Raw genomic sequence first — 14257 nt, forward strand, 5'->3', positions numbered from 1 at the left:
AAACATGTTTGCACAGGCACATTTCAATATGATCGATGAAACAAGCCGACACTCGTGGCTTCTTTATGTGTTTGTGGCAGCATATATCATAACCACAATTTATACGCTCGCCCACTGCATCGCGACAGACTCCACGCGCAAAAAATGGCCCTTCGTGATCGCGATCCTGTTTCTTCCATTTTTTGGCACGGTGCTTTATTGGAAAAATCGCCCTGACTTTGAAACATCCTATATTCCGGTAACATTGGCTCCGACTGTTTCGCCCCAAACAAAACACCTCAAGCCGCATGACAAATATTGCAGCCCTCCACCGCCCTCTCATATTCCCCGCTATTCCACAAAATCGCCATTTGAACCGCCCAAAGACAAACCCGACACCTCCGAGGACGACAAACCGCTGCCAATTTGAAAAGGGCGTTTTATAATTTTAAATAAACCTACACGAACACTCCTGTTTGTGTTGATTTTTATTATAATACTAATCGCAATTAATATTTATTATATATGCAGCGCCAATGGTAGGGCGGTTTCGCCGAAACCGCCGCATTTGGCATTCAAATTATCCCCGCGCCTCGAACGAACCGTCGGCGCGTTTTACAATAAGGCGCTTTAGTTCCAGCATCATCAATGTGGCGGACAGCGCGCCAGCCGGCTTTTTTGTCTGCGCGGCAATCACATCAATCGTCGGCATCGCGCCTCCGGCAAAACACGCCATCACCGCGGCCTCGTCCGCGGATAGCCTCGCAAGTTCTGACGCGGCCACGCCGGCGTTTGCCGCCCCGGCCGCGTCACCCGCCTTCGGCAAAATCGCATGCGGCTGCAGCCCCTCCAAGTAATTCAACTCCGAAAGCACATCGTCCACGCAGGTGACAAGCGTCGCGCCGTCGCGAATCAGCTGGTGGCATCCCGCGCTCGACGGCTGGTCGACACGCCCCGGCACGGCGAACACCTGCCTCCCTTGCTCGCCGGCGAATTTCGCCGTGATCATCGACCCGCCCGCCTTGTCGGACTCGACCACGATCACGCCCTCGCACATCCCCGCCACGATGCGGTTGCGCATGGCAAAACTCTGCCTGTCCGCGCGCCGCCCGAAGGGGAACTCCGAAAAGACCGCGCCCTCCGCCTCGATGCGGCGATAGACATCCAAGTTTTCCGGCGGATAAATAATGTCGATTCCCGTGCCGAGCACCGCGACCGTCCTGCCGCCGACAAGCAGCGCGCCCTCGTGCGCCGCCGTGTCGATTCCGCGCGCCAGCCCGCTCACAATGCAAAAGCCCAGGCGCGCCAGCTCGGACGCCAGTTTTTTCGCCGTCGCCTGTCCGTAAAGCGTGGTGTGCCGCGTCCCGACAATCGCAATGCAGGGGCGGTCGATTGTGTATTCACCTTTTCGATACAAGCCGATCGGTGGATCGTAAATCTCGCGCAGCAGCCTCGGGTAGCCCGCATCCGATTTTGTCACAAAAACCGCGCCGCTTTTCGCCATGCGATCCTCCTCGCGCGCCAGATCGAAATTCTCCCGCCAGTTGACAATGCTCGCGCTCATCGCGGGGCCGACGCCCTTGACGCGCTCCAGCCGCTGCGCGCCCGCCGACAAAATCGCGCGCGGATCGCCGCCGAACTCCGCCAGTAATCGCGTGCAAGAAACAGGTCCGATATTTGGCAGTCCGTTGAGAACAAGAAACGCCTGTTGCCCGGTGAGGTTCATTGGGAAACCCCGCGCAAAACTTCGGGCAGGAAATCCAGCAACTGCGTTGTTCGCACCGCGTGCTGTCCATGCGCGCGCGCCAGGCAATCCGCCGCCATGCCATGCCACACCGTGCCGCGGCACGCGGCATGCAACAACGCTCCCGGAGCCTGCGCGAGCAGTCCGCCAATCATTCCCGCAAGCAAATCGCCGCTGCCCCCGCGCGCGAGCACAGGACCGCCAAACGGGGAAATGTATTTTCTCCCCGAATGCTCGATCAGCGTAAGAGGCCCCTTGCGCACAACCACCGCGCCGTCCGGAATCGCCGCTTCGACGCGTTGATACTCGCCCGCGTGCGGCGTGAGAATCCGCGGTGCCTTGCCGGACGCGATAATATCCGACTGCAACGCGTCGGCATCGAGCACGACGGGAATGTTTTCATTGATGCGCAAAATTTCTGTCACCAGCGCGAACGATTCGCGGTCACGCGACAACCCGGGGCCGATAACAAGCGCCGTCGCGTTCGCGGTGCCGGATGTTTTTTCGGAAACCCGCTCGCGAAACACCGGCAAATCCTCAAGCGCCAAACCGCCCCCGGGCGATTCGGCCATGCCGTGCCAAATCGCCTCCGGCACTTGCGCGGCAAACACAGGCGCGAGCGATTCGGGCACAAACGCGGTGACAAGCCCCGCGCCGCTGCGAAGCGCCGCCTGCACGCTCATCAAAACCGCGCCCGGATATTTGCGCGAGCCTCCAACGATGAAGAGGTGCCCATAATCGCGCTTGTCGGTGTGCGAGGAACGAAGCGCGCGAAGAGGCGCGAGAGCCGCCGGCGTAAGTGTTGCGGTGTCGCGACACGGGCTGCCGCTGAAAAATCCCAAATCCAGATAGCGCACCCGTCCGCTGTTTGGATTTTCCAGCACCGGTGTTTTCACAATCCCCGTCGCATAAGTGAAATCCGCCCGAAATGAACCGCTCGGCATGTCAACCGCCGCGCGCAAACAAACCGGCAGCGCGTTCACCGAGTCGATCAACTGTGCGACACGCTCATCCACCGACGGGCGAAATTGAAAACCGAAAATTCCATCGAGGCATAAATCAAAACCCGCGCCGTCTTTTTGCACCGCCGCCGCGTCGAATACCGCCACCCGCTCCGGCGCGGCTTGCGCAAGCTCCCTGTGAGCGCGCCATGCCAGCGGACGCAGCGACTGCTCGCCAAAAACAAAACACACCGCCGCCTTTGCGCGCGGATGTTTTTCCAAAATGTGCCGCGCCGCAATCAACGCATCCCCGCCGTTGTGCCCCTTGCCCGCGAGAACAAGCACGCGCGCGTTTTCGGGAAATGCGCCCAGCTCGCGATAATCACGCAGCACGGCATCGGCGATTGCGCGACCGGCGCGTTGCATCGCGGGCCATTCACGCGTCTCGTCCCCGCCAAACAACGCGGCCTCGAACTGCCTCGCCTCGTCAATCGTGAGCACGGGATGCGCGGCGCCGGGTTCAAGCATGTCGTGGGGCGTGTTCATTTTCAGCACACGAGATCATGCACGGCAAAGCGCGAACTGCCAAGCGCGTTTGGCAAGGCGACGGCAAGAAACCCACCGTCTCTATTTCGCCTTTAAAATCAGCGTGTGCTCGGCCGACCCCGGCAGGAACGGCGTGGGTTCGCCGCGCGCCCACGCCTCATGACCGGCCTTGTAGTAGGGCGAATGCGGATGCCCGCTCTGGCCGCATGGCATGTGAAAAATGCCCTCGTCCTCCCTCCCTGGCGAAACCGCGAAGCGCATTGACGCGCCGAATGACGGAGCCTGCACGCGGGGCACGCCAAGGTCCCCCGGCAATTCCTGCGCGGGCATGTTCAAGTTGAGGCAATGCCCCAGCGCGCCCATGAGACCGTCGCCAAGCGGATGCTTGATGCGCGAAACATTAAACGCGCCCCAGCGCGCATCGGCGGGATTTGAAAAACCGGCGGCGGAAAGATCGCGGCGCGCATCCTCGGCGGCGGCGAGCAGCAAGTCGGTCCACGCGGCGTATTCGGGATCAAGCAGGTGCATCGGCTGTTTTTGAAGAAGATTCCAAACCGGCTCCTCGGCGCGGAGATGATTGTAGTTGAAATCTGGATACGAATAGGCGCACGGATAAAAAATGGGGTCGAGAACGCGGGCGATGACATGCCCGCGGAAGCGGCTCACGATCGCATAGGCGGCTGAATCCGCGGCGGCGCGCGCGCCCGGGGTTTCATCGCCCCAAGTTTCTCCGGCGGCGGCGCGAAGGCTCGCGAGTTTTTTGTTTTTTGTCGCGGCAAGCGTGTCGCGCAGGAGCGTGTGCCAGCGGGCGAGATGCGGCGCGCCCTCGTCGAGCGCGATGGCGAGGAGATCGCGCGGCGCGGCATTTTCATCGAGGCGTCCAAGGAGGCTCTGGATGCGCGCGCCGCGTTCGCCGGGGCTGTAACCGCCGTCTCCGAAAAGCGCGAGCGTGTCGCCGCCGAAAAGCCGCTGGTTCGCCGTCGAAATATGTTCGCCCGGGCCGCGAATGATGGACGGCATTTTTTGGGGCGACAGCAAACCGCGCCAGCCGCGATCGCCAAAAGACCAGGTTGCGGGAATGCGCCCGTCGTAGCCGAAACGATCCGGAAGCCGTCCGCAAATCGTCCAGCCGATCTCGCCGGCGACATCGGCGACGAGCATGTTTTGCGCGGGAATTCCCGCGCGGTTGGCGATGCGGATGGCGTCGCGAACCGTGGTTGCGGTTTCCAGATCGACGAGGCCGTAGTTGGCGGCGGCGGGATCGTGAAACACCCATTTCAGCGCGAGCTTTTGCCCTTTCCGGTTTTCACCGATAACCGGGCCCCAAATGCTGCTTTCAACATAGTGAACCGCCGGGTTTTTCCATCCGCGCACATTGATGTTTTCCGTGCGCGTTTCGGTTTGGATGATGTCCCTGTCGGTGTAGTAGAAACTTTTGCCGGCGATATCGGGCGTGAGCACGATCACATCGCTTGTGTCCGCATAGGAATTCGTGAAACCCCATGCGATGCTGCCGTTGCTTCCGGCCACAAAAACGGGCGCGCCGGGGAGTGTGACGCCGGTGACGGTTACCACATGTTTCCACATCATCGAAACGCGATACCATGTGTTGGGCGCGCGAAGCGAAAGGTGCATGTCGTTTTCGATCATGCCGCCCCGCGCGCGTCCGACTGCCATGCTGTTCGAACCCTCGGCATAAACGGGCGAGGCCGCCGCATGGCGCCGGTAGGGCGAAGCCGCCGGCTGAGCCGGAGATGCTTGCGGCTCACCCGATGGGTTCGCCCTACCCAATGCAATGCCCGCGCGAAGGTTGATTGATTGCGGACCGGGAATCGGGGCGAGCGGCGCGGTGGTGCGGTCGATCGCGGAATCATTGGGCGCGATAACCGGCGCGAAATAAACCAGCACTTTGTTGTCATACCAATCGCGGATAATGCCGAGCGAGCGCTCATGCGTCGCCTCGGGATGCTGCATGTCAAACGCCATCGCATGAATGACCAGGATGCTGTCCTCGGGCAGCCACGGACACGGCACCCCGCGCAACACCAAGTATTCGAAAGGCCGCTCGCGAAGTTGCGCGAGCCCGGTGTTCACGCCCTCGGCGTAAGCGTCGAGAAGCGCGCGTTGCGAAACGGGAAGCAGCGCGAGCGATTTTTGCGCTACGGCGCGCAGGCCGTGAACGCGCGCGGATTTGTCGGCGGCCAATGTTTTATCGCCAAACAATTCCGAGAGCTCGCCCGCGGCGCGGCGGCGCGCGAGGTCCATCTGAAAAAAACGATCCTGCGCGTGAAGAAAGCCCAGCGCGCGCGCGGCATCAGTGCGTGTGACCGCCTTGATCGTCGGCACTCCGAGCGCGTCGCGCTCGACGGTCACGTCGGCGGAAAGGCCGGCAACCACGACCGTGCCGTCGAGTTGCGGCAGGCTCGCCTTCATGCGCTGGTGAAAGCGCCACGCAAAAACGATGGCGATGACTACGAAGGCACCAAGCGCAGCAAAAACAGCGCGCGCATACTGGCGCTGGCGGCGCTTCCGAACATCGCGAAGTGTTGTGACAGTTGGGTCGGGCATAGGAAAAATCACGTTGATCCAAACCAGTCCCGGACTCCAGTGCGAGTAAAACGCACGGGGAAAAGAGGCGAAGCGCGGTCTTGCATCGCGGGACAGAATTTGGATAAATGGCGCAGCTTTTTACCGCCATGAAAACATATCGCCACTCCCTTGTTTTTTCCCTGATTGCCCTTGCCTGCCTGTTTCTCGCGGCGTGCTCCGAACCCGCCGATCCGCGCACCGCGCCCATCACCGCGGCCTCTCCCGACGCATTCAAGGAATGGACGGCGAAAGCCGGGCAAAAAATCCCCGCGGCGGAAATGCGTGAGTTTGAGGAATGCGTGAAGGAAATCCGCCTCGGCATCATGCTGCGCAAGGAGGCGTCGGGCGTCGATCCGGTCGCGTGGAAATTGTGCGAATACATCAACGGCAAAACATTCGGCGAAGTGCTGCTTCTCGGCTACGACACCGAGGCCGGTGCCGTAGCCAAGGAGATCGAACTTCAACGCGCCAACATGCAAAAAATCGAGGAGCGCCTAAACGGGCCGGGCAGCGACGCGGCCAAGGCGCCCCTGCGCGACCATTACGCGCAGGTGAAGGACAATGTCGAAAAACTGGAAGCCCGCCTCAAAAAAGCAAAGGCGCGCCTGGCCGAATTGCAGGCGAAAAAATAAAACCGCGCGGGAACGGCGTTCTCGCATTGCGCAGCTTCGACTTTACGAACGGGCCACAAAACGCATACTGTCGCGCCTTATGTCAAATGGCGTCCCGATTATTTCCGGTCCGCGCCCGCGGGCAATCGCGGGAGGACACGCCGTGCGAGGAGTTGGGGTGCGCGCAAATTCGCTCGTGCTCGCACTGGCGCTGGCGATGCCGGTCATCGTGCACATGGCGCCCTGGGGCGGCGGGATGTCGCTGGGGGCGTTTCTGCTGCCGATGTTTTGGGCTGCGTTCGTGGCGGTGTATCTTTACGGAATCTGGCCGGGTTTGCTCGTGGCAGTATTCGGCCCGGTCGTGAATAATTTCCTGACAAATTTTCCCGAGCTGCGCATCAACACGGTGCTGACGTTTGAGGTGGCGGTGTTTGTTGTGTTTTCGTGGCTGGTGCTGCGCAATCCGCGCGGGCGGGCATTCTGGCTGCTGGCGCCGCTGGCGTATGTGGTGGCAAAGGTGTGCTCGTGCGCGCTGATCGCCGCGGGCGTGGAGATTTTCGGCAACATGGGCGTGGCGACAGAATTTTTCGCGAGATCCGTTTCGCGGGGCGCACCGGGATTGGTCGTGCTCGCGGCGATCAACTTCGCATTGGTGCGCGGATGGATCGGAAGCAATGGCGCGGGCGGCGGAGGCCACGGGCCGGAGGCCGCGGCCTAGTTGCCCGCGTTCGCGAGGAATTCCAAATTCAATAATCAAACTCCAACAATCCGACTCATGACACCGCTTGCATTTGAAATGATTTCCGCGCGTTTACGCGCGTGGCAGTTTCCCGGGGGAATTGACGGCGTGGTGGGAATCGCCTCGGGCGGAGTGGTGCCGGCGGCGCTCGCGGCGCACCAACTGGGCGTCGGCATGCGTGTGATCGCGCTCAATTACCGCGACGAAAAAAACGAGCCGCGCCACGCGGAGCCGGTGTTACTCGGAAGCGCGCCGGACTTGGGCGCGTGGAAACGCGTGCTGCTCGTGGACGATGTATGGGTAAGCGGAAAATCATGGCGCGCGGCGCGGGCGCTTCTGCCGGAAACCATCGAAGTGCTGCCGTTTGTAATGAAGGGGAAAGTTGATTTTGCACTGATTAGCGACATCAACGGTTGCGTGATGTGGCCGTGGAAAACATACCCGCAAACTGAATAATAATTCACATAAAAACATGAATATAATGGAGAACGGTTGATTACTTGCGCTTGAAGCCGACGTTTTCCTTGTTAGAAAATTTATCCCTCATGCATCGTCGTCAATTCATTCAAACAATCGGAATTTCCGGAGCTCTTGCGGTTGCTGGCAAGATTTCCGCCCAAACCGCCCCCGCCCCCGGAACAGTAACCCCGTCCGCCGCCCCCGACGCGCTTGTCAAAGGAACGCCGGCAGTCTTTGCGCCGACGCCGGATAGCTTTACCGTTACTGTCCCGCTCGCAGCCGACGCCCTTGTGTGGCTTGAGTATGGCGAGACGGAAAAGCTGGGATCCACGGCCAAGGGCGATTCGTTCGGCTTCGTCCAGCACGACGACACCGTGGTCAAAATCAAAGTTCGCAACCTGAAACCGGGCACCCGTTATTACTGGCGCGTCGTGACCAAGCCCGCGTTTCCCTACATTGGCAGCCAGAAACCCGTGCTGCGGGAACCCGTGCCGGAAACCCGCTCGCAAATCTACACGACCAAGACACTCGCTCCCAACGCGCGCAAAACACAGTTTTCCGTTTGGAACGACACGCATGATCACAACGAAACCATTCGCGCGCTTCACACCGCTCGTCGCGCCGATGACGACTTCATGATTTGGAACGGAGACATGAGCAACAACGTCAACGACCGCGCGCTCCTGCCCGGGCTGTATGTCTGCCCCCAGGGCGTTGACCTCGCCGAGGGTCCGCCGATTTTGGGCACGCGCGGCAATCACGACGTGCGCGGACTCTGGGCCGGCAGAATGTCAGACTACGTGGAATATCCCAACGGCAACCGTCCCTTCTATGCGTTTCGCTCGGGTCCGATCGCCGCCATCGCATTGGACACCGGAGAGGACAAACCCGACAATCACCGCAGCTACCGGGGAGGCGCCGCCTTCGAGCCGATCATTCGCGAGCAAGCCGCGTGGCTGGAGGAAGTCATCCGCCGTCCCGAAATGCGCGACGCGCCCTACCGCGTGGTTTTCTGCCACATCCCGCTGCGCTGGACCGACGAAAGCCCGCAGGATTACGAGGGCAAGGGCTTCGACCGCTACAGCCTGCGCGGGCGGCTCGCGTGGCAAGGCGCCTTGGTCAAATGGGGCGCTCAAATCATCATTTCCGGCCACACGCATCGTCACGCATTGTTGCAGCCAACCAAGGAATTCCCCTACACGCAGATCACCGGCGGCGGCCCGCAACCAAAACGCGCAACCGTCATCCGCGGCCACGCCGACGCCGGCAAGCTCAAGGTAAGCGTGATCCGAATGCACGACGGCGTTTCGCTCAACGACCTGGAGTTCGAGCCGCTGACCAAGGTTGCGTGAGGATGTCCCCGCGTATTGAACAACCGCGGATCGCCCGAATATACACACATGAATATAATCAGAATGATTGTATTCATGTGTGCTTGAGCAATCCGCGGGCATCATACCAACGCCCATCGGCATCATTGGTATATTGACCCGATATTGATACCGTAAAAAAACTTCAAGCGACAGACACCGTCCGCACAGGCACTGGCGTCATGGTTTGAACCTGCCATCGACCTCGAACGTCTTGGCAACGTCGCATCGTCTTCCCCGAGCACTTTCCTTATGACAAATCCCCTGCTTGCAAAAAACCCAACCGCACCCGCTTCCGAAAACCGCGGCCCCAAACGAATCCTCCGCTTTGCGTGCCTGGCCGCCGCATGGCTGGTGCTCGCCGCGGTTTGCGACGCCGCCGGACTGAGGGTCTATTACATCCGCCACATTGAATGCGGCCACAACGTGAAAAAGAAATTCGAAAAAAGTGGCATACCGAAAGACCAGTGGCCCGCCTATGTCGGCGACTCGAAGCAATTCACACCCAAGGGCGCAAAGCAGGTCGGCGAAGCCGCGCAAAAACTCAAGGCCCACCAATTCGATTCCATCGCGTGCAGCCCCGTCTGGCGCTGCCGCCAGACCATTCTTCAATACCTGCGCGAAACAAAGCAGACCGCCGAGATTTGGCCCGAACTCGCCGAGTTCAACGGCGCGATCATTCCGCTGTTTTTTAAGGACAACCTCCCCGCGCCCAACAAAAATTATCTCTGCGGCGAGGCAATCAAACTGCCGGACAACGAAAAGCCATTCTTCACACTTCGCCAAAATCCGGAGGGCGCGCGCCTCTTCAACTCGCCGAAGAAAAACGGCAATGAACAACGCGCCGCCGACACGAAGGCCTCGTTGGAGGCTGTTGTCGCGCTCGTGAAGGAACGTTTCGGCGGCAAAAAAGGCGAGGACAAGTCCATCCTCCTCTCGGGCCACGGCAACAACGGCAAGGCGCTTCTGAGCATTTTTCTCAACGAAGCAGACCGCCCGAAAGAAATTCCGCATCCCCCAAACATCAGCATCTGGATGATCGAGCAGCAGCCCGACGGAAACTTTCAGCTAAAAATTCTGAACGACAAACCCCTCGGCAAATAGTCGCATCCTTATAAATCGCCGTGTCGTTTTTGACAGGGCGATTGCCAAGCTGTCGCGTGCGCTCGAAATGTCGTTGCCGAATGCAAGCGGCATCCGCCGTGTTTGCCTCTCGTAATTTCTTGGCGCGCTCGGCGAGCACGCCCTACCAAAGTCCCAACACCAACGAGCGCTGATGTTATTAGAAACGGGTTCCGAACGAGAAGTTGAACTGGTTGCCGTTGTGGTTCCACTTGTCGGTTGTCAGCGGAATGCCGAAGTCGAGACTGAGCGGCGCGCCGGCAACAAAGAGGCGAAGGCCGAAACCGAAGTTGTCGTTGTAGCTGGACGGATTAAAATCGTAGGACTTTTCATTCACGAAACCGGCGTCGTAGAAAAACGCGAATCGGACGGGACTCACGATGTCGAAAGAATACTCAACACTCAACATGCCATAGGTGTTTCCGCCCATGCTTGAGCCATTTGAGTCCTTCGGGCCGACATCACGATTCTCAAAGCCGCGCAGCGAATAAGGTCCGCCCAAGAAGAAGCGTTGGGCGTATTGGACTTGCGGCGTATCGCCGAAGCCCTCAACCACGCCGGCGCGAAGGAACACGCCGAGGGATTGTTCCTGCGCGCGGAATATGGGGAAAAATTGAGAGCCGCGGAATTCGAGCGCGTAATAATCCATCGTGCCGCCAAGAGGACCGCCGGCGATGTGGTAGGTGAGCTCAATGCGCCCGCCATCGGTAGTGTTGATAATCTTGTTGCGGGTGTCGCGAAGGAGCTGAAAGCCAATGCGGGAGATGCGGTCGTTATCGAATATTTTTACGGAGCCATCCGCGTTGCGGACGTAATCGGTTCCATCCTTATTGATACGGGTGAAGTATTGTTCGTAACCGGACTCGATGTCCTTGTATTCGGCTTCTTCGTAGGTGTAGGAGATCATTCCTTCGAAAAGCTCGAAGAGCCGCTTGCGAAGCGAGACCTGACCGCCGAGGCGCACGTCATCGTAATACGAGTTATCGTAATTCTGGCTGGTGCGATAGAGAGTAAAGCCTAGATGGAGTTCTTTTTGCAGGAACCACGGCTCCTCGAAATTGATGGTGGCCTCCGACGAGCTGGAACCAAGCTGGAGGCGGATGCGGAATTTCTGGCCCGCGCCCTGCCAGAAGGATTTGCGGTTGAAGAGGTCGAAGTTCGACTGGCTGAGCTCGGCGAAAACGACGGCTTTTTCGAGCGAGCTGAAACCGGCGCCGAACTGGAGATTTCCCGTGCGGCCCTCCTGAACTGCGATCTTGAGATTGCGGCGTCCGGGAATGTTGGTGGTTTCGGGGGAAAGATTGGCGTCCTCGAAGAAGCGGGTGTTGTCGAGACGCATTTTGCTGCGCTTCATGCGTATCATGTCGAAAACCTCGCCGGGGCCGAGATTGAGTTCGCGGATAATCACGATGCCCTTGGTCTTGGTGTTGCCCTCGATTTTGATGGATTCGACAAAGTATTGTTCGCTCTCGTTGATCTGATATTCGACGTCGATGTTGCCGGTGGCAATGTTCGGTTTGCGAATCATGCGGACGTAGGTTTCAAGGTAGCCGTCCTTGCCGTAGAAGTCCTGAATTGTCTCAACGTCCTGGTCGAGTTTCGACGGGGTGAAGACCATGCCGGGACGCTGCTGGATAAGAAGCTGGAAAAGCGGCGTGGGATAGAGCTTGTTGCCGGAGAAAGTGATGTCGCCGATGCGATACTGGCGGCCCTCCTCCACGGCGATGGTGACAACAAGCCTGTTTTCCGTAGGATAGGCATAAGTGACCTTGCTGACCGGAATTTCGATATCAAGGAAACCTTGCTCGCGGTAGTAATCGCGAAGCTTGTCGAGGTCGTCCTCAAACTCCTCATCCTTGAACCGGCCCGAGCCGGTGAGCCACGACCACATCCACCAGCGCTTGGTGTCCTTCAACTGACCGCGAAGGGTTTTGGATTTGATGCTGTTGTTGCCGGTGAACTGAATGTCCTTGATTTTGACGCGATTGCCCTCGCGGATTTTAAAAATGACCGTGCCGTAACCAGTGCCGCGGTCGCGCTCGATGTCGTAGCTCACATAAACGCGATTGTAGCCTTTTTTCTGGTAGTATTCGCGAATTTTGTCGCTGTCGGCCTTCACCTGCCGTTCGTCGAGGGACATGTTCTGGCGGCTCTTGGTCTCCTTCTCGAGGGTGTGGCTCTTAACGTTTTTGTTGCCCTCAAAACGGATTTCCTGAATGCGGAATTTCGGAGTGACCTCGACGATGATGTTAATGACGCGGGTGGGCAGAACCTCGCGCTTGACCTCGATAAATTCAAACAGCCCGGTGCGGTAAAGCGAGCGGATGTCGTTGTCGATCATCGTCTCGTCGAGCTCGATGCCGGGGCGCACCTGCATGTTGGCGCGCACGAGCTGCTCGTTGATGTTGGCCGTGCCTACAAAGCGGACGGTCACGGTGCCCACGCGATAGGGTTGCGGTGCGGTGGGGGCGAGCCCCGGCGCGGATATGTGCTGCGCGTGCACGCCCGCCCATGGAGAGATGAGCAGTGAGACAAGGACGACAAGACGCGTGATCCGTTTAAGGCTCGGGTTGGTTACTATGGTTTTCAAAGCGTGTAATGTTACTGACAAAGCGTAGTTTGATTTCTCCTACCGGCCCGTTTCGTTGCTTGGCAATAATTAAGTCCGCCTCGGGCGCGGCAACCTGGAAGGTTTTGTCCGCGGTTTTGGGACGGGAGAGCATGAGCACAACGTCGGCATCCTGTTCGATGGAGCCGGATTCACGGAGGTCGGAGAGTCGGGGGACGCGTTCATCTTTTTCAGCGGCACGATTAAGCTGACTTAATACAAGAACGGGAACATTTAGTTCCTTCGCAAGCGATTTTAACCCGCGCGACGCCTCGGCGACCTGCTGCTCGCGCGGCACCCGCGAATCGGTGGGACTGAGAAGCTGCAAATAATCCACCATGATAAAACCGAGCGGCGTCGGCGTGTCCTTGAGACGGGCGGCGAGGCGGCGCGCCTTGGCGCGCAGTTCCATGATGGTGAGCTGGCTCGAATCGTCGATGAAGATGGGCGCCTTGCTGAGTTCGTCGGCGGTTTGATGAAGCTGGGAAAACTCCTCGCCGCCGGGCGGGTAGAGGCCGTCGCGAAGTTTTTTTGTGTCCACGCGCGCGCGGGAGCAAAGAAGACGCAGGGCGAGTTGCGAGGAGCCCATTTCAAGCGAAAAAATGAGCACGCCCACGCTCTTCCTGTCGTTGCGCGGCGGCGGAAGCGCGGCGGCCTCGGCGAAATTGAGCGCCAGCGAGGTTTTGCCCATCGAGGGGCGCGCCGCGAGGATGATCATTTCCTGCGGTTGGAAGCCGTAGGTAAATTTGTCGAGCGAGGACAACCCGGAGGATATACCCGTGAGCCCGCCCTTGTGCCCCGCCATCTTGGTGATGAGTTCCATCGCCGAGCGCGTGGGGCCGGACATCTGCTGCGCCGCGTCGGAAATGCGATCCTGTGTAACGGCAAAAATATCCTTCTCCACATTGTCGATAAACGACTCAAGCGGACCGGCGTGCGTGTAGCACGCCTCGATGGCATTGGCCGCCACCTTGATGAGCTCGCGAAGCAGGTAAAGCTCGCGGACTTTTTCGATAAAATAAGGAGCCTGCGCGACGGTTGGAATGCGTCCGCTGATCTGGGTGAGATACGCATACCCGCCAACCTCCTCAAGCTGGCGGTTGGTTTTGAGTTCCTCGGCAAGCGTGCCGCCCTCAATGGCCACGCCGTTGTTATACATCTCGACGAGCCGGTCGAAGATGACCTGGTTTGCCGGGGCGTAAAAAGACTTGGCGGTAATCTTGCCCTCGAGACAGCGGGCAACGGTGTCGTTTCCGTCGATCAAACAGCAGGAAAGAAGGTATTCCTCCGCCTCAAGGCTGTGCGGCTGGACGCGACCTGTGGTGAGCCCCGCGGACGCGCCCGCAGCAGCCGTCTTCCGCGAACCGCGCGCACGACGAGACGCGCCCTCGGGGGCGGCATTCAGGTCGGATGCGGATGCGGAATCGTCAGCCATGTTTGAGCAACAAAGAATTGAGCCAAACCGACGTTCGCCGAAACGCAATGCGGCAATCATAAAACCGCGAAAAAATTATTCGCAAAACTGTTCACAGCAGCAACCGAAACGGCG

Annotated in this window: 11 protein-coding genes; 6 read left to right on the top strand and 5 right to left on the bottom strand. The window is 59.2% G+C overall.

Going from position 1 to position 14257, the window contains the following annotated elements:
- The first annotated feature begins 28 nt into the window (after positions 1-28).
- A complete protein-coding gene (locus CKA38_RS03580; protein WP_161554707.1) occupies positions 29-409 on the top strand; it encodes a PLD nuclease N-terminal domain-containing protein in 381 nt (126 codons plus the stop codon).
- A gap of 150 nt (positions 410-559) precedes the next feature.
- Here the strand turns inward: CKA38_RS03580 and dprA are convergent, their stop codons facing one another.
- The 3 genes from dprA to CKA38_RS03595 form a co-directional block, all read right to left on the bottom strand.
- The gene (dprA, locus tag CKA38_RS03585) at positions 560-1705 is read right to left on the bottom strand and encodes a DNA-processing protein DprA (RefSeq protein ID WP_108824264.1); all 1146 of its coding nucleotides are present in this window, start codon (positions 1703-1705) and stop codon (positions 560-562) included.
- A complete protein-coding gene (locus CKA38_RS03590; protein ID WP_236919137.1) occupies positions 1702-3210 on the bottom strand; it encodes an NAD(P)H-hydrate dehydratase in 1509 nt (502 codons plus the stop codon). The genes dprA and CKA38_RS03590 overlap by 4 nt, the downstream gene beginning before the upstream one ends.
- Before the next feature lie 81 nt (positions 3211-3291).
- Positions 3292-5778, bottom strand: a complete 2487-nt coding sequence (locus tag CKA38_RS03595; RefSeq protein WP_108824265.1) for a penicillin acylase family protein — start codon at positions 5776-5778, stop codon at positions 3292-3294.
- A gap of 128 nt (positions 5779-5906) precedes the next feature.
- On the opposite strand from CKA38_RS03595, the gene CKA38_RS03600 reads away from it, so the two are divergent.
- The 5 genes from CKA38_RS03600 to CKA38_RS03620 all read left to right on the top strand — a co-directional run bounded on the left by CKA38_RS03600 (position 5907) and on the right by CKA38_RS03620 (position 10082).
- Positions 5907-6431, top strand: a complete 525-nt coding sequence (locus CKA38_RS03600) for a hypothetical protein (RefSeq protein WP_152032652.1) — start codon at positions 5907-5909, stop codon at positions 6429-6431.
- Between the two features lie 175 nt (positions 6432-6606).
- Positions 6607-7128: a hypothetical protein gene (locus tag CKA38_RS03605; RefSeq protein ID WP_152032653.1), complete on the top strand. Its 522-nt coding sequence runs from the start codon at positions 6607-6609 to the stop codon at positions 7126-7128.
- 57 nt (positions 7129-7185) lie between these two features.
- A complete protein-coding gene (locus CKA38_RS03610; RefSeq protein ID WP_108824268.1) occupies positions 7186-7605 on the top strand; it encodes a phosphoribosyltransferase in 420 nt (139 codons plus the stop codon).
- Between the two features lie 89 nt (positions 7606-7694).
- Positions 7695-8960, top strand: coding sequence for a metallophosphoesterase (locus CKA38_RS03615; RefSeq protein WP_108824269.1), 1266 nt, complete (start codon positions 7695-7697; stop codon positions 8958-8960).
- A 270-nt stretch (positions 8961-9230) separates the two neighbouring features.
- Positions 9231-10082 carry a histidine phosphatase family protein gene (locus tag CKA38_RS03620; protein ID WP_108824270.1) on the top strand — a complete coding sequence of 284 codons (852 nt, stop codon included), beginning with the start codon at positions 9231-9233 and terminating at the stop codon, positions 10080-10082.
- A gap of 178 nt (positions 10083-10260) precedes the next feature.
- Here CKA38_RS03620 and bamA read toward each other — a convergent pair whose 3' ends face one another.
- Positions 10261-12690 carry an outer membrane protein assembly factor BamA gene (gene bamA, locus CKA38_RS03625; protein WP_236919138.1) on the bottom strand — a complete coding sequence of 810 codons (2430 nt, stop codon included), beginning with the start codon at positions 12688-12690 and terminating at the stop codon, positions 10261-10263.
- On the bottom strand, positions 12659-14143 hold the full coding sequence (dnaB, locus tag CKA38_RS03630) for a replicative DNA helicase (protein WP_108826393.1): 1485 nt from the start codon (positions 14141-14143) through the stop codon (positions 12659-12661). Before dnaB ends, bamA begins: the two co-directional genes overlap by 32 nt.
- Positions 14144-14257: the final 114 nt, after the last annotated feature.

Source organism: Ereboglobus luteus (assembly GCF_003096195.1).
Lineage (GTDB): Bacteria > Verrucomicrobiota > Verrucomicrobiia > Opitutales > Opitutaceae > Ereboglobus > Ereboglobus luteus.